This is a genomic window from Curtobacterium sp. MCLR17_058, assembly GCF_003234705.2.
Lineage (GTDB): Bacteria > Actinomycetota > Actinomycetes > Actinomycetales > Microbacteriaceae > Curtobacterium > Curtobacterium flaccumfaciens.
The window spans coordinates 1-23488 of the sequence record NZ_CP126262.1 but is presented as its reverse complement, the minus strand read 5'-3'; the positions used below and the strand labels follow the sequence as shown (position 1 = coordinate 23488).

The window sequence follows — 23488 nt, the reverse complement described above, 5'->3', positions numbered from 1 at the left end:
CATGACCGCTCGCACGCTGAGCGCCGCTGTGTCCCACGTGGGGCGCATCCGCGCGAACAACCAGGACTCCGGCTACGCCGGGGCGCACCTGTTCGCGGTGGCGGACGGCATGGGCGGCCACGCCGGCGGTGACGTCGCCTCGGCCATCGCGATCCGACGCATCCGCGAGGTCGACCGCGAGTTCCCGTCGGCGCACGACGCCGAGTTCGCGCTGCAGTCGGCGCTCATCGCGGCGAACCAGCTGATCACCGAGACCGTGTTCGAGCACCAGGAGCTCACCGGCATGGGCACCACGGTGTCCGCGATGATCCGCGTCGGCGAGCAGATCGCGATCGCGCACATCGGCGACTCCCGCATCTACCGTCACCGCGACGGCGAGCTGCAGCAGATCACGTCCGACCACACCTTCGTCCAGCGGCTCGTCGACAGCGGACGGATCACGCCGGAGGAAGCCGCGGTCCACCCGCGTCGCTCCGTGCTGATGCGCGTGCTCGGCGACGTCGACGCCGCACCCGAGGTCGACACGGCGATCATGGACATCCAGCCGGGCGACCGCTGGCTGCTCTGCTCCGACGGCCTGTCCTCGTACCTGGCCGAAGAGCGCATCCGTCACGCCCTGGCGTCGAACATGGACGCCAACCAGGTCACGCAGCGCCTGGTGAAGGAGACGCTCGACCACGGCGCCCCCGACAACGTCACCGTCGTGGTGATGGACGTCACGGACACCGAACCCGAGGACGACGACGACGCGGCGACCACGGTCGGATCCGCCGCGGCACCGCTCACCTTCGAGGCGTCGACCGGCCGCAAGCCGATCCGCCTCCCCACGATCCTGCTGCACCCGCTCAAGGTCACCACCGCCCCCGAGGACTCGCACTTCGAACCCGAGTCCGACCAGTTCTTCGCCGAGCTCATCGCCGAGGACCGCCGACGCCGCATCCGTCGTCGGGTGTCCTGGACCGTCGCGCTCGTGGTCGCCGTCGCCGTGCTCGTCGGCGCGGTGTTCGTCGGCTGGCGGATCACGCAGGACCACTACTACGTCGGTACCGACCGGGGCACCGTCGCGATCTACAAGGGCGTGCAGCAGTCGATCGGGCCGTTGGCCCTGTCGGACGTGTACGAGGACAGCGACATCACGGTCTCGTCGCTGCCGGACTACACCCGCGAGAACGTCCGCTCGACGATCAACGCGCAGTCCCTCTCCGACGCCCGTGACATCGTCGAGCGCCTGCGCAAGGCCGCCGCGACCGGTGAGGACCAGGCCGGCACCGGTGGGGACGGCGACGCCAGCTCGTCCCCGTCGCCCTCGCCGACCCGTTCGCCGTCGCCGAGCCCCACGCGGAGCCCGCGATGAGCAACGCCACGGCCGCCCAGTCCTTCACCCAGGCGATCACGATCAAGCTCCGGGAGCCCGCACGCGCGCGGAACCTCGAGCTCTTCCTGCTCGTCATCGCGTGCGGCATCTGCGCGGGTGCGATGGTGCTCGTGCAGCTCGGCACCAAGGGCCGGCTGTTCGACCAGTCGGTGCTCTGGGTCGGCGGCGGCATCCTCGGCCTCGCGCTGGTCATGCACGTGGTGCTGCGGGTCGTGGCCAAGAACGCCGACCCGTTCATCCTGCCGATCGCGCTCGTCCTGAACGGCATCGGCATCGCCGAGATCTACCGCATCGACGTCCACAACGGCCTGTCCGGCTGGGATGCCATCGGCGTGAAGCAGATCGTCTGGACGATGCTCGCGATGGTCCTGGCGATCATCACGCTCGTCGCCGTCCGGAACCACCGGTTCCTGCAGCGGTACCGCTACATCTTCATGGCGCTGACCATCGTCCTGCTGCTCCTGCCGATGCTGCCGGGCATCGGCACGAACATCGGTGGCGCGCGGGTCTGGATCAAGATCGGCCCGTTCTCGTTCCAGCCCGGTGAGCTCGCGAAGATCACCATGGCGCTGTTCTTCGCCGGGTACCTCGTCACCGCCCGCGACTCGCTGTCGATCGTCGGCAAGAAGTTCCTCGGCATGACGTTCCCGCGTGCCCGTGACCTCGGCCCGATCCTGGTCATGTGGGGCGCCGCGATGGCCGTCCTGGTGTTCCAGCGCGACCTCGGCACCGCCCTGCTCTACTTCGGCCTGTTCCTCGTGATGATCTACGTGGCCACGGCACGGATCAGCTGGGTCGCGATCGGTCTCACGCTGTTCATCGGTGGTGCCCTCGTCGCACAGAGCGTCCTGGAGTACGTCCGCGGTCGCTTCGAACAGTGGCTCGACCCGTTCAACCAAGAGGTCTTCAGCCGCGACACCCAGGCGAGCTACCAGCTGGTGCAGGGCCTGTTCGGCTTCGCGAACGGCGGGATCACCGGCACGGGGCTCGGGCAGGGCCGGCCGTACATCACGCCGGTCGCCAACGCCGACTACATCGTCGCGTCGCTCGGTGAAGAGCTCGGCCTGATCGGCGTCTTCGCGATCCTCGCCCTCTTCATCGTGTTCGCCTCGCGGGGCATCCGCGTCGGGTTCATGGCGCAGGACGACTTCGGCAAGCTGCTCGGTGTCGGCTTCGGCTTCATCATCGCCCTGCAGGTGTTCGTCGTCGTCGGTGGCATCACCCGGATCATCCCGGTGACCGGTCTGACCACGCCGTTCATGGCCGCCGGTGGTTCCTCGCTCATCGCCAACTGGATCATCGCCGCGATGCTGCTGCGACTCACCGATTCCATCCCAGCCGAACAACGCGTCCAGCAGGGCGCGATCCCCGCCGCGAGCGGGCGGTCTGCGCGCGCGACCAGGAAGGAGCGTCGTCGATGAACCGACAGCTCCGCGGTGTCTCGACCGTCATCGTGCTCATGTTCGTCGCACTCTTCGTGTCGACGACGTCGATCCAGTTCTTCGCGGCCGACTCGTTGCGCGCCGACTCCCGGAACTCCCGAACCATCTTGGACAGTTACTCCACCAAGCGTGGCGCGATCCTCGTCGACGGCAGCCCGATCGCCGAGTCGACCCCGGTGGACGACCAGTACCAGTACCAGCGCAAGTACACGAACGGCGACCTGTACTCCGCGGTCACCGGGTACTTCACGATCGGGCAGGGCAACACCGGCATCGAGAGCGCCGAGAACACCGTGCTCTCGGGCAACTCGGACGCCTCGTTCTTCCAGAACCTGAACTCGATCCTCACCGGCCAGGACGTCCAGGGCGACAACGTCAACCTGACCATCGACCCGGACGTGCAGCAGGCCGCGTACGACGCGCTCGGCACCAACAGCGGCGCCGTCGTCGCGATCCAGCCGAAGACCGGCAAGATCCTCGCGATGGTGTCGAAGCCGAGCTACGACCCGAACTCGCTCACCTCGCACGACACGGCCGAGGTCAAGCGGCAGTACGACGCGCTGCTCGGGGCCGACACCGCCCCGCTGCAGAACCGTGCCATCGGCGGCGACCTGTACACCCCCGGATCGGTGTTCAAGCTCGTGGTGGCCTCGGCGGCACTCGAGGGCGGCAAGTACAACCTCGACTCCACGTTCCCGAACCCGTCGCGACTGCAGCTGCCGGGCACGAGCTCGTACATCAACAACGCCGAGGGCGGCACCTGCGGCGGCGGCGACAAGGTCAAGCTCCGCACGGCGATCCAGTACTCGTGCAACATCCCCTTCGCCGAACTCGGCCAGAAGCTCGGGTACGACGCGATCAAGAGCATGGCCGACAAGTACGGCTTCGGCGACGCGATCGAGATCCCGATGGCGGCGACCGCCAGCCAGTACCCCGACGTCGACTCGACGGCCCAGCTCATGCTGAGCGCCTTCGGCCAGGCGAGCGTCCGGGTCTCCCCGCTGCAGATGGCGATGGTGTCGGCCGGGATCGCGAACGGCGGCAAGGTCATGCAGCCCTCACTCGTCGACTCGATCACCACGAGCGACCTGAAGACGGTCGAGTCCTTCTCCCCGAAGCAGTACAGTGATCCGCTGTCGTCCTCCGAGTCCGCTGACCTCACCGAGGCCATGCAGAGCGTCGTGAGCGCGGGGACCGGTACCAATGCCAAGATCGACGGTGTCGACGTCGCCGGCAAGACCGGCACGGCCGAAGGTGGCACCGGCGATCCCTACACGCTCTGGTTCACGGGGTTCGCCCCCGCCAAGGACCCGGAGGTGGCCGTCGCGGTCGTCGTCGGCAACGGCGGCGGGCTCGGGCAGTCCGGAGTCGGCAACACGGTCGCGGCCCCGGTCGCGAAGAAAGTCATGGAGGCGGTGCTGAACAAATGAGACCCACCAGCGGACTCACCTTCGGTGGGCGGTACCAGCTCTCCTCCCGGGTCGCCATCGGCGGCATGGGCGAAGTGTGGCAGGCGACCGACCTCGTCATCGGCCGAACCGTCGCACTCAAGATCCTCAAGGACGAGTACCTCGGTGACCCCGGCTTCCTCGAGCGCTTCCGCGCCGAGGCCCGGCACGCCGCCCTCGTCAACCACGAGGGCATCGCCAACGTCTTCGACTACGGCGAGGAGGACGGCAGCGCCTACCTCGTGATGGAGCTCGTCCCCGGCGAAGCCCTGTCGACCATGATCGAGCGCGAGCACACGCTCCCGGTCGACAAGGTGCTCGACATCGTCGCGCAGACCGCGAACGCCCTGCAGGCCGCACACGCGGTCGGCCTGGTGCACCGCGACATCAAGCCCGGCAACCTGCTCATCACGCCCGACGGCCGCGTCAAGATCACCGACTTCGGCATCGCCCGCATCGCTGACCAGGTCCCGCTCACCGCGACCGGTCAGGTGATGGGCACGGTGCAGTACCTGTCGCCCGAGCAGGCGAGCGGCCACCCCGCCTCGCCGTCGACCGACATCTACTCGCTCGGCATCGTCGCGTACGAGGCCCTGGCGGGTCGTCGTCCGTTCACCGGTGAGTCGCAGGTCGCGATCGCGATGGCGCACATCAACGAGCAGCCGCCGCCGCTGCCCGGGGACATCCCCGAGCCGGTCTCGGCCCTGGTCATCTCGTGCATCGCGAAGAAGCCGGCCGACCGTCCCGCGACGGCCGCGAACCTCGCACGCGCCGCACAGGCGCTCCGTCGTGGTGACGTCGCCGCAGCCACCGTGGCCGTCCCCGCGATCGCGCAGAACGGCACCGTCGCGTTCAACCCGCCCCAGGGCCAGGGGAACGACGCCGCGACCGCACTCCTCGGTACCCAGGCCGGAGCGATGGCCGGCGGACCGGGCACCCCCCGCTCGCCCGTCTCCGACGAGCCCGAGGAACCGAAGAAGAAGCGCGCCTGGATCTGGTGGGTCGTCGGCATCATCGTCGTGCTCGCCATCGCCGCCGGCGCCGCGTACGCCCTGAACGCGAACAACGCCCCGGAACCCGAGCCCACGAAGTCCTCGAGCGCGCCGAAGCCGACCCGCACGCCCACGCAGACCCCGTCCCCCGAACCGACCGAGACCCGCGTCACGGTCTCGGCGGCGGACTACCAGGGGCAGAACGCCGAGCAGGTCGCGAACCAGCTCCGCGCCCGGGGCCTGCAGGCCGAGGTCGTCGCAGGGTCGAACGCCACGTCGTCCGACCAGGTCGGCACCGTCGAGTCGCTCAGCCCCGAGGGCAGCCTGGCCCCCGGCACCCTCGTCACCGTCAAGGCGTTCGGCGACGTGCTGACCGCAGCGGCGCCCGAGCGTGCCACCGGCGGGACCGTCAGCGAGTCCGGTCGTGTGACCTTCAGCTGGCCCGCGTACACGAGCTGCCCCGCCGGGTACTCGGACGTCAGCTACACGTACACGATCGACAACGGCACCGTCCCCTCGAACGGCAGCAGCTCCGGCTCCACCTCCGGTACCGCGGTGACCGTCGCCGGCGCCCAGTACGGCAAGGTGACCCTGTCGTACAAGGTGACCTGCAAGTCGCCGCAGTCCGATTCCTCGGTGGTCTCCGCGTCCTCGCCGGGCGCGCAGGTCGAGTGGACCGAGCCCACGGACCAGGAGACGACCAACCCGGACGACGGGATCAACCCCACCGAGACCCCGCAAGACGACCTGTGAACGACCCCCGGACGGGGACTGTCGACACCGTTCGGTAACGGTTCGGTCGACCCCTCCCTGACCAGCGTCTCACCAGGTGGTGCTGCCGTACACTAGCCCGGACGAACAGACGGAGGAGTACGTGCCAGAAGGTGTGACCGCGGGGATCACGCTCCTCGCCAATCGCTACGAGATCGGTGACGTCATCGGTCGGGGCGGCATGGCGACCGTGCACCTCGGCAACGACACCCGCCTCGGCCGCAAGGTCGCGGTGAAGCTCCTCAAGCCGAGCCTCGCCAACGACCCGGCCTTCCGCACGCGGTTCCGGCAGGAAGCCCAGGCCGCTGCACGCATGGCGCACCCCACCGTCGTCCGCGTGTACGACGCCGGCGAAGAGACGGTTTCCGAGCCGTCGGGCGCCGAGGTGCAGGTCCCCTTCATCGTCATGGAGTACGTCGAGGGCCGTCCGCTCTCCGACATCATCGCGGAGGGCGCCGTCGCCCCGGACGAAGCCGTGCGCATCACCGAGGGCATCCTCACCGCGCTCGAGTACTCGCACCGTGCGGGCGTGGTCCACCGCGACATCAAGCCCGCCAACGTCATGGTCACCCACACCGGCCAGGTCAAGGTCATGGACTTCGGCATCGCCCGGGCCATCACCGACACCTCGGCGACGGTCGCGCAGACCACGTCGATCCTCGGCACCGCCTCGTACTTCTCACCGGAGCAGGCCCGCGGCGAGACCGTCGACGCCCGCACCGACCTCTACTCCACCGGCGTCGTGCTCTTCGAGCTCCTCACCGGTCGCGCACCGTTCCTCGGGGACACTCCGGTGGCGGTCGCCTACCAGCACGTCAGTGAGCAGCCGGTCGCACCGTCGACGATCTCGCCTGACGTGTCCCCTGCGCTCGACGCCGTGACCCTCCACGCCCTGGTCAAGGACCGCACGCGCCGGTTCCAGAACGCGGCCGAGTTCCGCTCGGACCTGCAGCAGGCCGCAGCCGGCCGGGTGCCCGCGTCCACGAAGAAGCAGCAGCAGAACGCGGCGAACGACGCCTCGACCGTGCTCTTCGGCGTCGACCCCCGCACGACGACCAACGCCGCATCGGCGTTCCGCGAACTCGACGACGACACCGCCGAGCACCGACCCCAGCGCACCCAGAACAGACCTCCGGTCGCGTGGATCTGGGTCGGCATCCTGCTCACCGTCGCGGTCATCGTCGCCGTGGTGTTCTTCGTCGCGAACCTGCAGCCGGGCAAGCCGCCGGTGTCGTCCTCGGTCAGCGTGCCCAACGTGGCGGGTTCGACCTACAGCGCCGCGGCCAGTGCCCTCGACAAGAAGGACCTCAAGCCCGTCAAGGTCGAGGAGAACTCCGACAGCGTCGACAAGGGCACGGTCATCCGGACGGACCCGGGCTCCGGGGTGAACGTCGGGCGCAACCAGAATGTCAACGTCGTGGTCTCCCTCGGCCCGGAACGCGTCCCCGTGCCCGAGCTCAACGGGCAGTCGCAAGCGGCTGCGCAACAGTCCCTCGACGATGCCGGATTCCGCCTCGGAGCGATCTCGAGCGACTACTCGGCCGACGTCCCCGAGGGCACGGTGCTGAGCTCCGACCCCGAGTCGGGTTCCCTGCACACCAAGGGCATCGTGATCAACCTCACGATCTCCAACGGCAAGGTGCAGCTGCCCGACGTCACGCAGCAGCAGTACTCGGCGGCGAAGGCCACCGTCGAGCAGCTCGGGCTCACCGTGAACCCGGCGCCGTCCTACTCGTGCACCGGCGGACTCGTGACCCAGCAGGACACCCCTGCCGGTGACGTCGCCCAGGGCAGCGCTGTCACGCTCACCTACTGCGCACGAGCTGCGGCGCCGCCGAAGGCACCGTCGTCCAACAACAACGACAGCGGCGGCAGCAACGGGAACAACGATCGCGGTGACGACCAGGGTGACGACGGCCGCTGAGCCGACCGTCTCCTGACGCGACCGTCCTGACGGACGGGTGACGGGCCTCCCGTCCGTCCTCCGTGCCCACAGGCACGTCCGCTCGTCGCCTCCGCTCCTGACGGCCTGGAGGCACGGCGCACGCCCGCAACCGACGGCACGTCATGCAGACCGTCCGGTCCAGTGCCCGGGAGACGCCGTCGTGTCGGCACGACGGCCCGGAACGTACGAGACGCCGCCGGATCCGGCGGCGTCTCGATGACACGACGGCGTCTGCCGCCGCGGGAGTTCGTCAGGCGCGGTGCGTCGCGATGAGCGGCCCGAGGTCGGCGGCGCTCTCTGCTGCGCCGGACAGCCCGGTGGTCTCGAGCCAGTTGCCGACCATGCGGTACCCGCCCTCGGTCAGGACCGACTCCGGGTGGAACTGCACGCCGAACACGGGGTGCGCGCGGTGCTGGACGCCCATGATGACCCCGCCCTCGGTCCGCGCGGTCACGGTGAGCTCGTCAGGGACGGTGCCGTCGACGATCGCGAGCGAGTGGTACCGCGTGGCCGTGAAGGGGTGCGGGACGCCGGCGAAGAGCGCGCTGTCGTCGTGGTCGACCTCGGAGGTCTTGCCGTGCATGAGCTCCTCGGCGTGCGTGACCGTGGCGCCGAGTGCCTCCGCGATGGCCTGGTGTCCGAGGCAGACACCGAGCAGCGGGGTCTCGGCGGCGATGGCCGCGTGCACCGTGGGGATCGAGACGCCGGCAGCCGCCGGTGTTCCCGGGCCGGGCGACAGGAGCACGCCGTCGTACTCCGCGATGCGGTCGGCGATCTCGGACTCGGGGAAGGCATCGTTGCGCACGACGTCGGTCTCAGCGCCGAGCTGCTGCACGTACCCGTTGAGCGTGTAGACGAAGCTGTCGTAGTTGTCGACGACGAGGATCCTGGTCATGGCGGTTCACCGTACTCGTGGGGGATGTGTGCGGCGGTCCGCGGGCCGATCCACACACGTGGTCACGGTAGGATACCGGCCATGGCCAAGGACAAGGACCGCACCAAGCCCGCCCGGACGACCCGAGCTGACTCGGTCGACACCGCGGGGGATGCCCCGAACCCGGTGTGGTTCAAGCCGGTCATGTTCGGCTTCATGCTCATCGGTCTGGTGTGGGTGATCGTCTTCTACATCTCGAACGCCACGCTGCCGGTTCCGAGCCTCGGCTCGTGGAACATCGTCGTCGGCTTCGGCATCATGTTCGTCGGCTTCCTCATGACCACCCGGTGGCGCTGACCCCCCAGCCCACTGTTCTCCCGACGCCCGTCGCACCGCAAGGTGCGGCGGGCGTCGTCGTTCTCCACAAGCTCGGGCGTTCCGGGAACGCACATCCTCGAGGATCCGGCCGTTCTCCACACTTTTCCCCACTCTCCACACCGTCATCCACACCCCGACCCCGGAGTTATCCACAACCGATTCCACAGTGGGGATAATCACACGGGTGTAACTCACCGGCTTCTCCACACCTGTGGATAACTCCCAGTGCCGCTGTGGACAGCTGTGGATGAGCAGGACGTGGCCAACCCTGGGAACGACGAACGCCCCGCCGCAGTGCGACGGGGCGTTCGGGGAGCGTTGTGGCGGTGTCAGCCGATCGTGACCGCGTACCCCACAGCGGTGAGCGCGATGCCGAGCACCGCCGCGCCGATGATCAGCGCGATCTGCAGCGGGCGCTTCCGGATGTTGCGCGTCTGTGCGAAGACGAAGCCCATCAGGAAGCCGCCGATGATCCCGCCGACGTGCGCCTGCCACGAGATGTTGACTCCGGGCAGGAACCCGATGACCAGGTTCAGTCCCATGAGCACGAGGAGCTGCACGGCGTTGTTCCCCAGGCTGCGCTGCAGCACGAAGAACGCGGCGAACAGCCCGAAGATGGCACCCGAAGCACCCAGCACGGTCGTCCCCGGCGCCAGGAAGGTGACGAGCATGGACCCGAAGATCCCCGTGATGAAGTACAGCGCCACGAACCGCCAGGTGCCGAGCATGTTCTCGAGCATCCGACCGAAGATCCAGAGCGCCCACATGTTGAACAGGATGTGGAAGATGCCCGAGTGCACGAACAGCGAGGTCACCACACGCCAGGGCTGCGTCGGCAGCAGGAACGAGTTGTAGGCGAGCAAGCTCGTGAAGAACCGCCCGCTGACCTGGTCGAGCAACCAGATCGCCACCGTGATCGCCACGATGACGGTCGTGCCCTTCTGGTCGAGCCTGGCGAAGCGCCGCCGAGCGACCGTGAACCCACTGGGGGCTCCGGACGCTCGACGGTTCGCTGCGAACTGTGCGCGCTGTTCACGCACGCACTCCGGGCAGTGCACCCCGACCGCCGCCGGCGTCTGGCACTCCGGGCAGATCGTCCGCCCACAGCGCTGGCAGAGCACGAAGCTCTGCCGGTCCGGATGCCGGTAGCAGGTGTTGTTCGGGTTGTACGCCTGGTCGGTCACGTGCTGGTCAAACGCCTTCGACGTCGATGCTCTGGATGACGACATCCTCGACGGGCTTGTCACGACCGTCGGTCGGGACGCCCTCGATCGCGTCGACGACCGCGCGGGACTCGTCGTCGGCGACCTCACCGAAGATGGTGTGCTTGCCCTGCAGCCACGGCGTCGCCACCGTGGTGATGAAGAACTGCGAGCCGTTGGTGCCGCGGCCGCCCTGGATGCCGGCGTTCGCCATGGCGAAGATGTAGGGGTTCTGGAACGTGAGCTCCGGGGAGATCTCGTCGTCGAAGCGGTACCCGGGGCCACCGATGCCCTGGCCGAGCGGGTCGCCGCCCTGGATCATGAAGTCCTTGATGATGCGGTGGAAGATCACGCCGTCGTAGAGCTTGTCGGTCGAGACCTTGCCCGTGCCGGGGTGGGTCCACTCCTGCTGGCCCGTGGCGAGGTCGACGAAGTTCTTGACGGTCTTCGGTGCGTGGTTGCCGAACAGGTTGACGCGGATGTCGCCCTTGTTGGTGTGGATCGTTGCGACAGCGGTGTGCAGAGACATGTTCCGATTCTCGCATGTACTCCTGACCGCGGACGGATTGCACAGCTGCGGTTCCGTGACCTGTCAGGCAGTGTGGTGGCAGGATGGGGTCACGCCGATCCGATGGAGGTACCAGATGACGACGATCGAGATCCCGCGAAAGCGTCGGAAGCAGATCAAGAAGCTCAAGGGCCAGACCGCCTCGCTCCTCGGCGAGCAGCGCAAGGTCCTCGAGCACGCGAACGCGATCCTGGCTGAGGCCCGGTCGAACGCCGCGGACGCAGCTCGCAAGGACATCGCACCCCGCGTGCAGAACGCGATCGACAACGGGATCCGTCCCGCGTTCGCCACCGGCGTGCACGCTGCCACCTCGGCAGCGCAGAGCGCTTCGCACAAGTTCCAGTCCGAGGTGGTCCCAGGACTCGTCTCGACCGCTGGCTCGGTGCTGAGCGTGACCGACCTCGCGAAGGACCCCCGGGTCAAGAAGATCGTGAAGAACGCGCAGAAGAAGAGCAAGAGCGCGAAGAAGGCCGCCGCGAAGTACGTCCCGTCGCAGCAGAAGAAGGGTCTCGGTTTCGGCGGAGTCGCACTCATCATCGTCGGCGTCGTCGCCGTCGCCGGTGCTGCGTACGCCGCGTACCAGACGCTCCGCGCCGACGACGACCTGTGGGTCGCCGACGACGCTGACACGGCGGAGAAGCCCGCCGCCTGACCTCCCGGTTCGTACGAAGGGCCCCGGCTGCTGCCGGGGCCCTTCGTCGTTCTCCGGGCACACGCTGAGTGCACGGGCCGGCCGCCTGCTCTGAACGCGCCCATCCACGGACCTGGAGGCCCACACCGACCTGGCACCGCGCCTCCCGTCCGCCATGCGCTCACGCGACGCGCCCCGGGGACGCCGCCGAAAGATCACAACCTGTCGTCCGGAGGACGCGCAGACGACAGTTCCAACCACCTCGGCGAACCGCACACGGCATGTCGCGACCACTCAAAGACGATGCCGGCCGCAGGCAGATTGGCCGACCGAGCCGCCCGCGACGACCGCGCCGCAGGGGCGGCGGCGCGCATGGGCACAGAACGAAGCCCCTGGGAAGACGACGGAGTCGGCAACCAGGGGCTGATGCGAGTGGAGCCTGGGAGAATCGAACTCCCGACATCCTGCTTGCAAAGCAGGCGCTCTACCAACTGAGCTAAGGCCCCGAGTGCCACCGAGTTGATCGGTGGCGGGATGGAATTGTCGTGCTGTTCCGGAGAACTGGTGGGGCTACAAGGACTTGAACCTTGGACCTCTTCGTTATCAGCGAAGCGCTCTAACCGCCTGAGCTATAGCCCCTCAGACCGGATGAAAGCCTACCGTACGATCCCGCCGGAACGAAATCGAGCAGTGGGCCCATCCGGCCCGGGTGTGTCAGTTGTTCGTGAAGCCCACGAGCAGACCGCCCGTGATCCGAACACTGAGGTTGTAGAGCACGCTCACGATGGCGCCGAGCACGGTGCCGACGACCACGTTGAGGATGCCCACGACGATGGAGAACCCGAGCACCTGGCCCAGCGAGAACTGGTCCATGATCGAGTAACTGTTCTGCCCGGTGACGTCCTTCAACAGGGCGTCGACCTGGGTGAACACACCCGTCTGGTTGAGGATGACCCACACCAGTGCCGTGGCGACCACGATCACGATGCTGCCGGCCAGGGCGATGAGGAAGCTCAGCTTCACCATCGACCAGAAGTCGACGTAGACCAGTCGCAACCGCACCTGGCGGGTGCCGACGGGTCGCTTCGCCTTCTTCTGGAGCTTCTCGGCGACACTACTCATTGCTTGACTGGTCCTCTCCGGCCTCGTCTGCGACGGGCTCGGTGTCGATGGGATCAGTGGAATCCGGGGCCGCTTCGGCTGGGCTGACCGTCTCCACCGGGCCCGCGGGCTCGATCTCGGCGTCGTCCTGGTCGTCCAGGTTCCGCTCGGTGTTCCGGGCCACCGCAATGATCCGGTCGTTCTCCGCGAACCTCGCGAAGACGACGCCCATCGTGTCACGGCCCTTGGCAGGGACCTCGGCCACGGCAGACCTTACCACCTTGCCCGATTGCAGCACGACGAGCACCTCGTCGTCCTCGCCGACGATGAGAGCGCCCACAAGATCGCCTCGGTCGAGCGCCAACTTGGCCACCTTGATGCCCAGACCACCACGGCCCTGCACCCGGTACTGGTCGACCGCGGTGCGCTTGGCGTAGCCACCCTCGGTCATCACCCAGACGAAGCCGTCGTCGGAGACGACCCGGGCCGCGAGCAGCGAGTCGCCGTCGCGGAAGGACATGCCCTTCACACCCGAGGTCGAGCGACCCATCGGACGCAGGGTGTCGTTCGTCGCCGTGAACCGGAGCGACATGCCCTGGCGGGACACCAGGAGCAGGTCGTCGTGCTCGTCGACGAGCAGCGCCTGGCGGAGCTTGTCACCGTCGCGCAGGTTGATCGCGATGATGCCGCCGGTGCGGTTCGTGTCGTACTCGGTGAGCGCGGTCTTCTTGACCAGACCGTGCTCGGTCGCGAGGACGAGGTACTGCGCCACCTCGTAGTCGCGGATGTCGAGCACCTGCTGGATCTGCTCGTCGGGCTGCATCGCGAGCAGGTTCGCGACGTGCTGGCCCTTCGCGTCGCGGCCGGCCTCCTGCAGCTCGTACGCCTTGGCGCGGTAGACCCGGCCCTGGTCGGTGAGGAACAGGAGCCAGTGGTGCGTCGTCGTGACGAAGAAGTGCTCGACGATGTCGTCGGCGCGGAGCTGGGCGCCGCGGACACCTCGGCCGCCGCGGTGCTGCGAGCGGTACTGGTCGCTGCGCGTGCGCTTGACGTAGCCACCGCGGGTGATGGTGACGACCATCTCCTCTTCGGGGATCAGGTCTTCCATCGACATGTCGCCGTCGTAGCCGAACATGATCTCGGTACGGCGGTCGTCGCCGAAGCGGTCGACGATCTCGCTCAGCTCGTCGCGGATGATCGAGCGCTGGCGGCTCTCGGATCCGAGGATGTCCTGGAAGTCGGCGATCTTGCGCTCGAGCTCTTCGGCCTCGTCGTGGATCTTCTGACGCTCGAGGGCGGCGAGACGACGGAGCTGCAGCTCGAGGATCGCGCGCGCCTGGATCTCGTCGACGGACAGCAGGTCCATCAGGCCGGTGCGGGCCTCTTCGACGTCGGGCGAGCGACGGATGAGCGCGATGACCTCGTCGAGGGCGTCGAGCGCAGCGAGGTAGCCGCGCAGGATGTGGGCGCGCTTCTCGGCCTCGCGCAGCCGGAACTGCGTGCGGCGGACGATGACGTCGACCTGGTGGGCGACCCACGCCGAGATGAAGCCGTCGAGCGGCAGGGTACGGGGCACCCCGTCGACGATCGCGAGCATGTTCGCGCCGAAGTTCTCCTGCAGCTGGGTGTGCTTGTACAGGTTGTTCAGTACGACCTTGGCGACGGCGTCACGCTTCAGCACGATCACCAGGCGCTGCCCGGTGCGGCCGGAGGTCTCGTCACGGATGTCGGCGACACCGGCGAGCTTGCCGTCCTTGACCAGCTCCGCGATCTTGATCGCCAGGTTGTCGGGGTTGACCTGGTACGGCAGCTCGGTGACGACGAGGCAGGTGCGACCCTGGATCTCCTCCACCGAGACGACGGCACGCATCGTGATCGAGCCACGGCCGGTGCGGTAGGCGTCCTGGATGCCCTTGGTACCGAGCACCTGTGCACCGGTCGGGAAGTCCGGGCCCTTGATGCGCTGCATGAGCGCGGCGAGCAGCTCTTCACGGGTGGCGTCGGGGTTGTCGAGCGCCCACTTGGCACCCTCGGCGACCTCGCGCAGGTTGTGCGGCGGGATGTTCGTGGCCATGCCGACCGCGATGCCGACGGAGCCGTTGACGAGCAGGTTCGGGAACCGGGCCGGCAGGATCGCCGGCTCCTGCGTGCGGCCGTCGTAGTTGTCCTGGAAGTCGACGGTGTCCTCGTCGATGTCGCGGACCATCTCGAGCGCGAGCGGCGCCATCTTCGTCTCGGTGTACCGCGGGGCGGCGGCGCCGTCGTTGCCCGGCGAACCGAAGTTGCCCTGGCCGAGCGCGAGCGGGTACCGGAGCGACCACGGCTGCACCAGGCGGACGAGGGCGTCGTAGATCGCCGAGTCACCGTGCGGGTGGAACTGGCCCATGACGTCACCGACGACGCGGGAGCACTTCGAGAACGCACGGTCCGGACGGTAACCGCCGTCGAACATCGCGTAGATCACACGGCGGTGCACCGGCTTGAGGCCGTCGCGGACCTCCGGCAGGGCACGACCGACGATGACCGACATCGCGTAGTCGAGGTACGAGCGCTGCATCTCGAGCTGCAGGTCGACCTGCGAGATGCGGTCACCGGAGACGACGATGTCCCCGCTGTCGCCGTGGACGATCTCGGGCTGCTCGTCGGCGCCGTTCTCGTTGTCGTCAGCCATGTGGCTTCGTTCCCTTTCTGGACAGCCTGGAGGCTGTGGTTCCGTTGGTCGCGCCGGGCGCGACCACAGGTGGTCAGGACTGGTCGACGCGGCTCACGCCGCGCCTCCTGGCCGTTAGATGTCGAGGAAGCGGACGTCCTTGGCGTTCTGCTGGATGAACTGGCGACGCGCGTCGACGTCCTCACCCATCAGCGTCGAGAAGGTGCTGTCCACCGCAGCCGCGTCCTCGAGCGTGACCTGCAGGAGCGTGCGGGTGTCCGGGTTCATGGTGGTGTCCCAGAGCTCCTTGTAGTCCATCTCGCCGAGGCCCTTGTAGCGCTGGATCCCGTTGTCCTTCGGGATGCGCTTGCCGGCTGCGAGGCCGGCCTGCATCAGGGCGTCGCGCTCCCGGTCGCTGAACACGTACTCGTGCGCCGAGTTCGACCACTTCAGGCGGTACAGCGGCGGCTGCGCGAGGTACACGTAGCCGTGCTCGATGAGCGGACGCATGTAGCGGAACAGCAGCGTGAGCAGCAGCGTGGTGATGTGCTGGCCGTCGACGTCGGCATCGGCCATCAGCACGATCTTGTGGTACCGGGCCTTGTCCGGGTCGAAGTCCTCACCGATGCCGGCACCGAACGCCGTGATCATCGACTGGATCTCCTGGTTGGCGAGGGCACGGTCGAGCCGGGCCTTCTCGACGTTCAGGATCTTGCCGCGCAGGGGCAGGATCGCCTGGGTCATCGGGTTGCGGCCCTGCACGGCGGAACCGCCGGCGGAGTCGCCCTCGACCATGAAGATCTCCGACACCGTCGGGTCCTTCGACTGGCAGTCCTTGAGCTTGCCGGGCATGCCACCCGACTCGAGCAGGCCCTTGCGGCGGGTGGTCTCGCGCGCCTTGCGGGCAGCGAGCCGCGCCTGCGACGCCTGGATCGCCTTGCGGACGACGTCGCGTGCCTGCGTCGGGTTGCTCTCGAACCAGTGGGTCAGCTCGGTGCCGACGACGCGCTGCACGAACGACTTCGCCTCGGTGTTGCCGAGCTTGGTCTTCGTCTGCCCCTCGAACTGCGGCTCGCCGAGCTTCACGGAGATGACGGCCGTCAGCCCTTCGCGGATGTCGTCACCCGTGAGGTTGTCGTCCTTCTCCTTGATGATCTTCGTCTCGCGCGCGTAGCGGTTGACGAGGGTCGTCAGTGCGGCACGGAAGCCCTCTTCGTGGGTGCCGCCCTCGTGCGTGTTGATCGTGTTCGCGAAGGTGTGGACGCTCTCCTGGTACGAGGTGTTCCACTGCATCGCGACCTCGAGCGCGATCTTGCGCTCCGGGTCCTCGGACTCGAAGCCGATGACGTCCGGGTGGACGAGGTCGGCCTTCTTCTGCGCGTTGATGTACTCGACGTAGTCGGCGAGACCACGCTCGTACATGAAGGTGTCGTTGCGGGCCTCTTCCCCTTCTTCCGGGGCGCGCTCGTCGCGGAGGTTGATCCGCAGGCCCTTGTTCAGGAAGGCCATCTGCTGGAACCGCGTGCGCAGCGTCTCGTAGTCGAAGACGACGGACTCGAAGATCTCGGCGTTCGGCCAGAACGTGATCGTCGTGCCGGTCTCGTCGGTCTCTTCGTCCTTGGAGACGGGCGCGACGGGGACACCGTCGGTGTAGCTCTGGCGCCAGACGTGGCCCTGGCGACGGACCTCGACGTCGAGCTCGGAGCTCAGCGCGTTCACGACGGACGAACCGACGCCGTGCAGACCGCCGGAGACGGCGTAGCCGCCACCGCCGAACTTGCCGCCGGCGTGCAGGACGGTGAGGACGACCTGCAGGGTCGAGACCCCCTCGGCCGCGTGGACGTCAACCGGGATGCCACGGCCGTTGTCGACGACGCGGACGCCACCGTCTTCACGGATGCTCACGTCGATGGTGTCGCAGTACCCGGCGAGGGCTTCGTCGACGGAGTTGTCGACGATCTCCTGGACCAGGTGGTGCAGGCCGCGAGGGCCGGTCGAACCGATGTACATACCCGGGCGCTTGCGGACGGCCTCGAGCCCCTCGAGCACCTGAATCTGGTCTGCGCCGTAGGACGGTTCGCTCTGCGGGGTCTCCGCGCCGAGCGGGTTCTGCCGGTCGTCTTCAGATTCTGCTGCCATGTCGAGCGTGCTCCTGCCTGCGCGCGGAACGCCCGCGCACTGCACCTCCCAGTCTACCGCAGAGCCCCCTCTTTCGAGGGCTCATCTGCCCCGCAGACGGGCTTTTCTGGCACTCCAGGATGATTTCGTCGCCTCAACCGTAGGTGTCGCGAGGACCGCGCCCCTGGACCGTCCTGGGGCCGCGTTTCCACGTGGGGGCGTCCGGGCCGGAAACCCTGATCGACTCGACCCCGGCTTCGGGGTGCCGTTCCGCGATGGTCGTCGTGACCGTCGCACGCATGAGTCGGAGCTGGGTCGCCCAGGCCGTCGAGTCGCACCGGATGACGAGTGCGCCGTCCTCGATGGTGACCGGTCGGGAGTGCTTCGCCAGCTCCTCGCCGACGACGCTCGGCCAGTCCACGAAGAGCTCGGAACGGGCGAGGGGTTCCGTCCAGCCGAGTTCCTGAGCGAGCGAACCGACGATGTCCGCGAGGCCCTTCGGCTCGCGGCCGCGCCCGTACGGCACGGTGTCGGCGTCGAACTCGCGGGCACGGCGGCGGCGGGCATCGGTGCCGCGCTTGGACGGGTCGCCGAACACCGCGCGCAGGTGGCGGTACACCTGCGAGGGTTCGGTGGGCTTGCGGGGCTTCGGCATCAGGCGTCGGCTTCGGCGGGGGTGTGGGTGTCGGTCGGGTCGGTCTTGCTGTCCGCATCCGCCCGCTCCATCGCGTCGGTCGGGTCAGTCCCGACGGTCGCGTCAGTCCCGTTGGTCGCGTCGATCGCATCGGTCCCGTCCGTCGCCGGACTGGAGGCCCGGTTCGCGTCCGCCTCGTCGGTCACGATCGTGCCCGCCTCGATCCGCACGGTGTGCGCCGCCAGCTTCCCGGGCACGTCACCGAAGACCGCGGCCGTGATGAGCACCTGCTCGTAGTCGGCGACGGCGTTCGCCAGCCGTTCCCGCCGCGATTCGTCGAGTTCGGCGAAGACGTCGTCGAGGATGATGATCGGGTCGCCCAGGTTCGACTCGGCGCGCAGGATCGAGGCGCTCGCGAGCTGGATGGCCAGCGCGAAGGACCAGGATTCGCCGTGACTCGCGTACCCGCGGGCCGGTAACCCGTTGAGCTGGAACAGAACGTCGTCCCGGTGCGGTCCGACGAGGGTGAGCCCGCGGTCGAGTTCGTCCCGGCGACGGCGCTCGAGGGCGGCCGCGAACGCTTCGGCAGCCGACGCGACCGTGACGGGCTCGTCGGGGGTCCCGAGCACGGGGTCGGTCACCGCCGCGGACTCGGGGTCGCCACCGCGGATGGACAGGACGCCGGTGATCGAGGCGTCGTGGTGTTCGCCGGCGACGGTCGCGTAGGCCTCGGCCACGAAGGGTGCGAGCCGCCGGGTCAGGTGGTCGCGGGCCGCGACGATCTCGGCGCCGAGTCCGACGAGCCGGTCGTCCCAGACGTCGAGCGTCGACAGGGCGTTCGCCTTCGCGCCGGTGGCACGGGCCGACTTCAGCAGGGTGTTCCGCTGGCGGAGCGTGCGGTCGTAGTCGGCGAGCACGCCCTGCATCCGCGGTGCGATCTGGCCGAGCAGCTCGTCGAGCATCCGGCGTCGCCCGGCCGGCTCGCCCCGCACGAGGGCGAGGTCCTCCGGGGCGAAGAGCACACTCGTGCAGTAGCGCGGCAGCTCGCGCGGTTTGATCGCGGAGCGGTTCACCTGCGCACGGTTCGCACCGGTGCGGTTGATCTGCACCTCGGCGAGGATGCTGCGGTCCTCGTGCGCGAGCCGTGCCCGGACGATCGCGGCGTCGCATCCCTGACGGACGAGAGCAGCGTCGGTGGGGACGCGGTGCGAGCCGAGGGTGGACAGGTACCCGATCGCCTCGACCAGGTTGGTCTTGCCCTGTCCGTTGCGCCCGACGAACAGGTTCGGCCCGCGTGCGAGGTCGACGTCCGCCTCCCGGTAGTTCCGGAAGTCGGTCAGTTGGAGATGGTCGACGTGCACGCGGGCCGAGTCCGGGTTCCCCCGGGAAGTCCTAGGACTTCTTGACGGCGTGACCGCCGAACTGGTTGCGGAGCGCCGCGACGGCCTTCATCGTCGGCGAGGCGCTGCCCTGGCGCGAGACGAAGCGCGCGAAGATCGACGCCGAGAGCGCCGGCATCGGCACGGCGAGCTCGATGCCCTCTTCGAGCGTCCAGCGGCCCTCGCCCGAGTCCTCGACGTAGCCCTCGAGCTCGTCGAGCTTCGGGTCCTCGTTCAGCGCGAGCACCATCAGGTCGAGCAGCCAGGAACGGACGACCGTTCCGCGCTGCCAGCCGGCGAACACGGCGGGGACGTCGGTGATCAGGTCCTTGGCTTCGAGGAGCTCGTAGCCCTCGCCGTACGCCTGCATGATCGCGTACTCGATGCCGTTGTGGACCATCTTCGCGTAGTGGCCGGCGCCGATCGGGCCGGCGTGCGAGAAGCCCTCTTCACGGGGACCCTCGGGGCGCAGCGCGTCGAACACGGGCATCGCGAACTCGACGTCCGCGGCGTCACCGCCGACCATGAGGCCGTAGCCGTTGTCCTTGCCCCAGACGCCACCGGAGACGCCGACGTCCATGTAGCGGATGCCGCGCGCAGCGAGCTGCTCGGCGTGCGTGGTGTCGTCCAGCCACTTCGAGTTGCCACCGTCGATGACCAGGTCGCCCTCGCCGAGGACGCCGGCCAGGTCGGTGATCACGTCGTCGGTGATCTTGCCGTGCGGGACCATGACCCACACGAGACGCTTGCCCTCCGGGAGGGCAGCGGCGAGGGCACCGAGGTCGGCGACGTCCGAGACGGCGGGGTTCGCGTCGTACCCGGTGACCTCGATCCCTGCGTTGCGGAGACGGGCACGCATGTTGTTGCCCATGCGACCGAGGCCGACAAGACCGATGTGCATGATTTCCTCTTCTGTTCGTCGTCGCGCTGATGCTGCCGGTGGTGTGCGCCAGCGCAGGTTGCCTGTTGCGCCTATCGCAGCAGCAGGTTCGGCTGCAGCAGGTACCGGTATCCATCGGTCGCTGCGGCCTCTTGCGAAGTCTGGCCGGTGATCAGCACCGGGCCCGGCTTGTTGGGGTTCTCCGTCTTGGTGAAGGAGATGCGGACGAACTCGGAGTGCACCGCGTTCAGTCCGTCCAGGAGGAAGGCGGGCTTCAACGAGACCACCGTTTCCTCGCCGGTCAACAACGCACTGATCGACTCTGACGCCTGCGCTTGTTCGGATCCGATCGCCTCGAGCGTGAGCCCGTCGACCGTGAAGGAGAACCGGAGCGCCGCTTCGCGCTCCAGGACGAGGGAGACCCGTCGGACCGCCTCGACGAGCTCCGCGGTGTTGATCACGGCGTGGTCGTTGACGGTCTCGGGGAAGAGCCGGCGGACCGGCGGGTAGTTGCCCTTGATGAGCAACGACGTCACGGTCTTGTCGTCGGCGTGGAACGCGATGAGCTCGCGGTCGGAGTTGCCGCTGATCGACACAGACACCGTGGACGCCGAACCGAACGTGCGGCCGACCTCCTGCAGGGTGCGGGCCGGGACCAGTGCGTGCAGGGGGTCCGAGCCGACTCGGCCGGAGTCCCACGCGATGGTGCGGACGGCGACGCGGTAGCGGTCCGTCGCGATGAGGGAGAGGTCGTTGTCGCCGACCTCGAGCTGCACGCCCGTGATGACGGGGGTGACGTCGTCGCGGCTGGCGGCGACGGCGACCTGGGACACCGCTTCGGAGAACGCGTCGCCGGGGATCACACCGGTCTGCGGGCCGATCTCCGGCAGCGTCGGGTACTCCTCGACGGGCATGGACAGCAGCGTGAAGTGCGCCGACCCGCAGGAGACGGAGATCTTGGCGTCCTCGGTGGTGAACGACACGGGGGCGTTCGGCAGCCGGCTCGCGATGTCGTTGAGCAGTCGACCGGAGACCAGGACCGTGCCCGGCTCGTCGATCTGGGCCGAGATGGACGTCTGCGCGGACACCTCGTAGTCGAACGACGAGAGCGTCAGACGATCTCCGTCGGCGTGGATCAGGACGCCCGACAGGATCGGGAGGGTCGTGCGCTGCGGGAGGAGCTTCACTGCGAAGGAGACGGCTTCGGAGAAGACGTCCCGGTTGACCTCGAACTTCACAGCTGGAACCCCTGTCGATCGGCTTGGACTGTCCGGCCGCCCCATTCTGGCACAGGCGGACGGGGGCCGGATTTCTTGTCATCCCGCCGTCCACAAGGTTGTCCCGCAGAGATTGATCGTTAACCAGGAGTAATGGTGTTAACGCCTGTGCACACTGTGGATAACCCTGTGCATCCCGCTCCGCAGTAGGGAACTACACGCTTGTGACTTGTGAGCGGTGTGTGAGCGTTAACGGGATGAATGAATCTCATCTATCCACTTCCATCCCCAGTCTCCACAGGTGACCCCCCACCTGTGTACAACCGGGCGGCGTGTCCTCCACAGTTATCCACAGGCTATCCACACTGTGAGAAGTCCGGCCCATGGAACCGTCTCAGATGGTGGATGGGGCCGGGAACGGGCCGATCTCAGCGGTAACGGCGGTCCTGCTTGATGCGGCTGGTGAGCTCGGTGACCTGGTTGTAGATCGACCGACGCTCCTTCATCAGCTCGGTGATCTTCTTGTTCGCGTACATCACCGTGGTGTGGTCGCGGTTGCCGAACAGCTGCCCGATCTTGGGCAGGGACAGGCTCGTCAGCTCGCGGCACAGGTACATCGCGATCTGTCGTGCCGTGGCGATCGCCTGGGAGCGGGACGACCCGTACAGGTCGTCGACGGAGAGCTTGAAGTACTCCGCGGTGTGGTTGATGATGTCCGTCGGCGCGACGACGTTGTCCTCGTCGAGGGTGATCAGGTCCTTGAGGACCGTCTGCACCAGGGCCATGTCCACGGCCGTCCGGTTCAGGCTCGCGAACGCGGTGACCCGGATCAGGGTGCCCTCGAGCTCGCGGATGTTGCTCGACACCTTCGACGCCATGAACTCGAGGATGTCGTCGGGCACCTGCAGGTGGTCGGACTGTGCCTTCTTGCGGAGGATCGCGATGCGCGTCTCGAGCTCGGGTGCCTGCACGTCGGTGATCAGGCCCCACTCGAAGCGCGATCGCATCCGGTCCTCGAACCCGGTCAGGTGCTTCGGCGCGACGTCGGACGTGATGACGACCTGCTTGTTGTGGTCGTGCAGCGTGTTGAACGTGTGGAAGAAGGCCTCCTGCGTGGAGTCCTTCCCCTGCAGGAACTGGATGTCGTCGATCAGCAGGATGTCGATGTCGCGGTACCGCTGCTGGAACTGGTTCGAGCGGTTGTTCGCGATCGAGTTGATGAAGTCGTTGGTGAACTCCTCGCTCGACACGTACCGGACGCGGATCCCCGGGTAGAGGCTCTCGGCGTAGTGCCCGATGGCGTGGAGCAGGTGGGTCTTGCCCAGCCCGGAGTCCCCGTAGATGAAGAGCGGGTTGTAGGCCTTGGCCGGTGCCTCGGCCACGGCCACCGCTGCGGCGTGGGCGAACCGGTTCGACGACCCGATGACGAAGTTGTCGAAGTTGTACTTCGGGTTGAGTCGCGACTCGGGCCGACCGCTGGTGCCGGGAGAGTCGATCTGGCTCGGGACGAACGGCGCCTCGATGTACTGGCGCGGAGCGGCACTCTGCTCGACGGCTTCCTGCACGGGCTCGGCGTACTCGGGGACGTTCGGGTCCACCCGCGGCTCCGACGCCATGTCCGGGTTGACGGTGATGGCGAAGTTCGCGACCGAGTCGTCACCGATGCGACCGACCGCCTCGGTGATCGGGATGCGGATGCGCTGTTCGAGCATGCCCCGGGTCAGGTCGTTCGGGACCTCGAGGTACAGGGTGCCGGCGAGCACGCCCTTCGGCTCGACCAGGTTCAGGAACCCGTGGAGCTGCGGCGTGATGCGGGGGTCCTCGGCGAGGAGTCCGAGTACGGATGACCAGAGGTCCTCGACGGGGTCGGCCGGCATCGTCAT

At 67.9% G+C, this 23488-nt stretch carries 18 protein-coding genes and 2 tRNA genes; 7 read left to right on the top strand and 13 right to left on the bottom strand.

The genetic code is table 11. The features are described 5' to 3' along the window. Position 1 precedes the first annotated feature (1 nt). The 5 genes from DEJ11_RS00100 to pknB all read left to right on the top strand — a co-directional run bounded on the left by DEJ11_RS00100 (position 2) and on the right by pknB (position 7952). A complete protein-coding gene (locus tag DEJ11_RS00100; protein ID WP_071404143.1) occupies positions 2 to 1354 on the top strand; it encodes a Stp1/IreP family PP2C-type Ser/Thr phosphatase in 1353 nt (450 codons plus the stop codon). Further along, positions 1351 to 2796 (top strand): FtsW/RodA/SpoVE family cell cycle protein, encoded by a 1446-nt coding sequence (locus tag DEJ11_RS00095; RefSeq protein WP_071404142.1) that lies wholly within the window; start codon positions 1351 to 1353, stop codon positions 2794 to 2796. Before DEJ11_RS00100 ends, DEJ11_RS00095 begins: the two co-directional genes overlap by 4 nt. Further along, complete coding sequence (locus DEJ11_RS00090; protein WP_110863675.1) at positions 2793 to 4247, top strand: peptidoglycan D,D-transpeptidase FtsI family protein; 1455 nt, start codon at positions 2793 to 2795, stop codon at positions 4245 to 4247. The genes DEJ11_RS00095 and DEJ11_RS00090 overlap by 4 nt, the downstream gene beginning before the upstream one ends. Continuing rightward, positions 4244 to 6010 (top strand): serine/threonine-protein kinase, encoded by a 1767-nt coding sequence (locus DEJ11_RS00085; RefSeq protein ID WP_111102790.1) that lies wholly within the window; start codon positions 4244 to 4246, stop codon positions 6008 to 6010. The genes DEJ11_RS00090 and DEJ11_RS00085 overlap by 4 nt, the downstream gene beginning before the upstream one ends. Positions 6011 to 6131: 121 nt before the next feature. Then, the gene (gene pknB, locus DEJ11_RS00080; RefSeq protein ID WP_258375283.1) at positions 6132 to 7952 is read left to right on the top strand and encodes a Stk1 family PASTA domain-containing Ser/Thr kinase; all 1821 of its coding nucleotides are present in this window, start codon (positions 6132 to 6134) and stop codon (positions 7950 to 7952) included. Positions 7953 to 8223: 271 nt separating this feature from the next. Here pknB and DEJ11_RS00075 read toward each other — a convergent pair whose 3' ends face one another. Next, complete coding sequence (locus tag DEJ11_RS00075; protein WP_111102788.1) at positions 8224 to 8868, bottom strand: anthranilate synthase component II; 645 nt, start codon at positions 8866 to 8868, stop codon at positions 8224 to 8226. Between the two features lie 81 nt (positions 8869 to 8949). Here DEJ11_RS00075 and DEJ11_RS00070 point away from each other — a divergent pair, with 81 nt between their 5' ends. Continuing rightward, a complete protein-coding gene (locus DEJ11_RS00070; RefSeq protein WP_071404137.1) occupies positions 8950 to 9204 on the top strand; it encodes a cell division protein CrgA in 255 nt (84 codons plus the stop codon). Positions 9205 to 9554: 350 nt separating this feature from the next. Here the strand turns inward: DEJ11_RS00070 and DEJ11_RS00065 are convergent, their stop codons facing one another. Together DEJ11_RS00065 and DEJ11_RS00060 are read right to left on the bottom strand one after the other, a co-directional pair. Next, the gene (locus DEJ11_RS00065; RefSeq protein ID WP_111102786.1) at positions 9555 to 10409 is read right to left on the bottom strand and encodes a rhomboid family intramembrane serine protease; all 855 of its coding nucleotides are present in this window, start codon (positions 10407 to 10409) and stop codon (positions 9555 to 9557) included. 7 nt (positions 10410 to 10416) lie between these two features. After that, positions 10417 to 10956, bottom strand: coding sequence for a peptidylprolyl isomerase (locus DEJ11_RS00060; RefSeq protein WP_027466924.1), 540 nt, complete (start codon positions 10954 to 10956; stop codon positions 10417 to 10419). A 115-nt stretch (positions 10957 to 11071) separates the two neighbouring features. Here DEJ11_RS00060 and DEJ11_RS00055 point away from each other — a divergent pair, with 115 nt between their 5' ends. Beyond that, positions 11072 to 11647, top strand: a complete 576-nt coding sequence (locus DEJ11_RS00055; RefSeq protein WP_051597033.1) for a hypothetical protein — start codon at positions 11072 to 11074, stop codon at positions 11645 to 11647. A gap of 412 nt (positions 11648 to 12059) precedes the next feature. Here the strand turns inward: DEJ11_RS00055 and DEJ11_RS00050 are convergent. The 10 genes from DEJ11_RS00050 to dnaA form a co-directional block, all read right to left on the bottom strand. Continuing rightward, positions 12060 to 12132, bottom strand: a tRNA-Ala gene (locus tag DEJ11_RS00050). A 56-nt stretch (positions 12133 to 12188) separates the two neighbouring features. Further along, positions 12189 to 12265, bottom strand: a tRNA-Ile gene (locus DEJ11_RS00045). A gap of 75 nt (positions 12266 to 12340) precedes the next feature. Continuing rightward, complete coding sequence (locus DEJ11_RS00040) at positions 12341 to 12748, bottom strand: DUF3566 domain-containing protein (protein ID WP_027466922.1); 408 nt, start codon at positions 12746 to 12748, stop codon at positions 12341 to 12343. Further along, positions 12741 to 15398: a DNA gyrase subunit A gene (gene gyrA / locus DEJ11_RS00035; protein ID WP_071404135.1), complete on the bottom strand. Its 2658-nt coding sequence runs from the start codon at positions 15396 to 15398 to the stop codon at positions 12741 to 12743. Before gyrA ends, DEJ11_RS00040 begins: the two co-directional genes overlap by 8 nt. Before the next feature lie 114 nt (positions 15399 to 15512). Next, a complete protein-coding gene (gene gyrB, locus DEJ11_RS00030) occupies positions 15513 to 17516 on the bottom strand; it encodes a DNA topoisomerase (ATP-hydrolyzing) subunit B (RefSeq protein WP_071404134.1) in 2004 nt (667 codons plus the stop codon). Positions 17517 to 17649: 133 nt separating this feature from the next. Then, positions 17650 to 18150 (bottom strand): DciA family protein, encoded by a 501-nt coding sequence (locus tag DEJ11_RS00025; protein ID WP_027466919.1) that lies wholly within the window; start codon positions 18148 to 18150, stop codon positions 17650 to 17652. Continuing rightward, a complete protein-coding gene (recF, locus tag DEJ11_RS00020; RefSeq protein WP_111102785.1) occupies positions 18150 to 19490 on the bottom strand; it encodes a DNA replication/repair protein RecF in 1341 nt (446 codons plus the stop codon). Before recF ends, DEJ11_RS00025 begins: the two co-directional genes overlap by 1 nt. A 31-nt stretch (positions 19491 to 19521) precedes the next feature. Next, positions 19522 to 20409: a phosphogluconate dehydrogenase (NAD(+)-dependent, decarboxylating) gene (gene gnd, locus DEJ11_RS00015; protein WP_071404132.1), complete on the bottom strand. Its 888-nt coding sequence runs from the start codon at positions 20407 to 20409 to the stop codon at positions 19522 to 19524. A gap of 71 nt (positions 20410 to 20480) precedes the next feature. Continuing rightward, positions 20481 to 21626: a DNA polymerase III subunit beta gene (gene dnaN, locus DEJ11_RS00010; RefSeq protein ID WP_027466916.1), complete on the bottom strand. Its 1146-nt coding sequence runs from the start codon at positions 21624 to 21626 to the stop codon at positions 20481 to 20483. Positions 21627 to 22033: 407 nt separating this feature from the next. After that, on the bottom strand, positions 22034 to 23488 hold the full coding sequence (dnaA, locus tag DEJ11_RS00005) for a chromosomal replication initiator protein DnaA (RefSeq protein WP_071404155.1): 1455 nt from the start codon (positions 23486 to 23488) through the stop codon (positions 22034 to 22036).

Coding starts and splice junctions, on each gene's coding strand:
- DEJ11_RS00100 (WP_071404143.1), top strand. CDS start 2: ATGACCGCTCGCACGCTGAGCGCCGCTGTGTCCCACGTGGGGCGCATC.
- DEJ11_RS00095 (WP_071404142.1), top strand. CDS start 1,351: ATGAGCAACGCCACGGCCGCCCAGTCCTTCACCCAGGCGATCACGATC.
- DEJ11_RS00090 (WP_110863675.1), top strand. CDS start 2,793: ATGAACCGACAGCTCCGCGGTGTCTCGACCGTCATCGTGCTCATGTTC.
- DEJ11_RS00085 (WP_111102790.1), top strand. CDS start 4,244: ATGAGACCCACCAGCGGACTCACCTTCGGTGGGCGGTACCAGCTCTCC.
- DEJ11_RS00075 (WP_111102788.1), bottom strand. CDS start 8,868: ATGACCAGGATCCTCGTCGTCGACAACTACGACAGCTTCGTCTACACG.
- DEJ11_RS00070 (WP_071404137.1), top strand. CDS start 8,950: ATGGCCAAGGACAAGGACCGCACCAAGCCCGCCCGGACGACCCGAGCT.
- DEJ11_RS00060 (WP_027466924.1), bottom strand. CDS start 10,956: ATGTCTCTGCACACCGCTGTCGCAACGATCCACACCAACAAGGGCGAC.
- DEJ11_RS00055 (WP_051597033.1), top strand. CDS start 11,072: ATGACGACGATCGAGATCCCGCGAAAGCGTCGGAAGCAGATCAAGAAG.
- DEJ11_RS00040 (WP_027466922.1), bottom strand. CDS start 12,748: ATGAGTAGTGTCGCCGAGAAGCTCCAGAAGAAGGCGAAGCGACCCGTC.
- gyrA (WP_071404135.1), bottom strand. CDS start 15,398: ATGGCTGACGACAACGAGAACGGCGCCGACGAGCAGCCCGAGATCGTC.
- gyrB (WP_071404134.1), bottom strand. CDS start 17,516: ATGGCAGCAGAATCTGAAGACGACCGGCAGAACCCGCTCGGCGCGGAG.
- DEJ11_RS00025 (WP_027466919.1), bottom strand. CDS start 18,150: ATGCCGAAGCCCCGCAAGCCCACCGAACCCTCGCAGGTGTACCGCCAC.
- gnd (WP_071404132.1), bottom strand. CDS start 20,409: ATGCACATCGGTCTTGTCGGCCTCGGTCGCATGGGCAACAACATGCGT.
- dnaA (WP_071404155.1), bottom strand. CDS start 23,488: ATGACGATGCCGGCCGACCCCGTCGAGGACCTCTGGTCATCCGTACTC.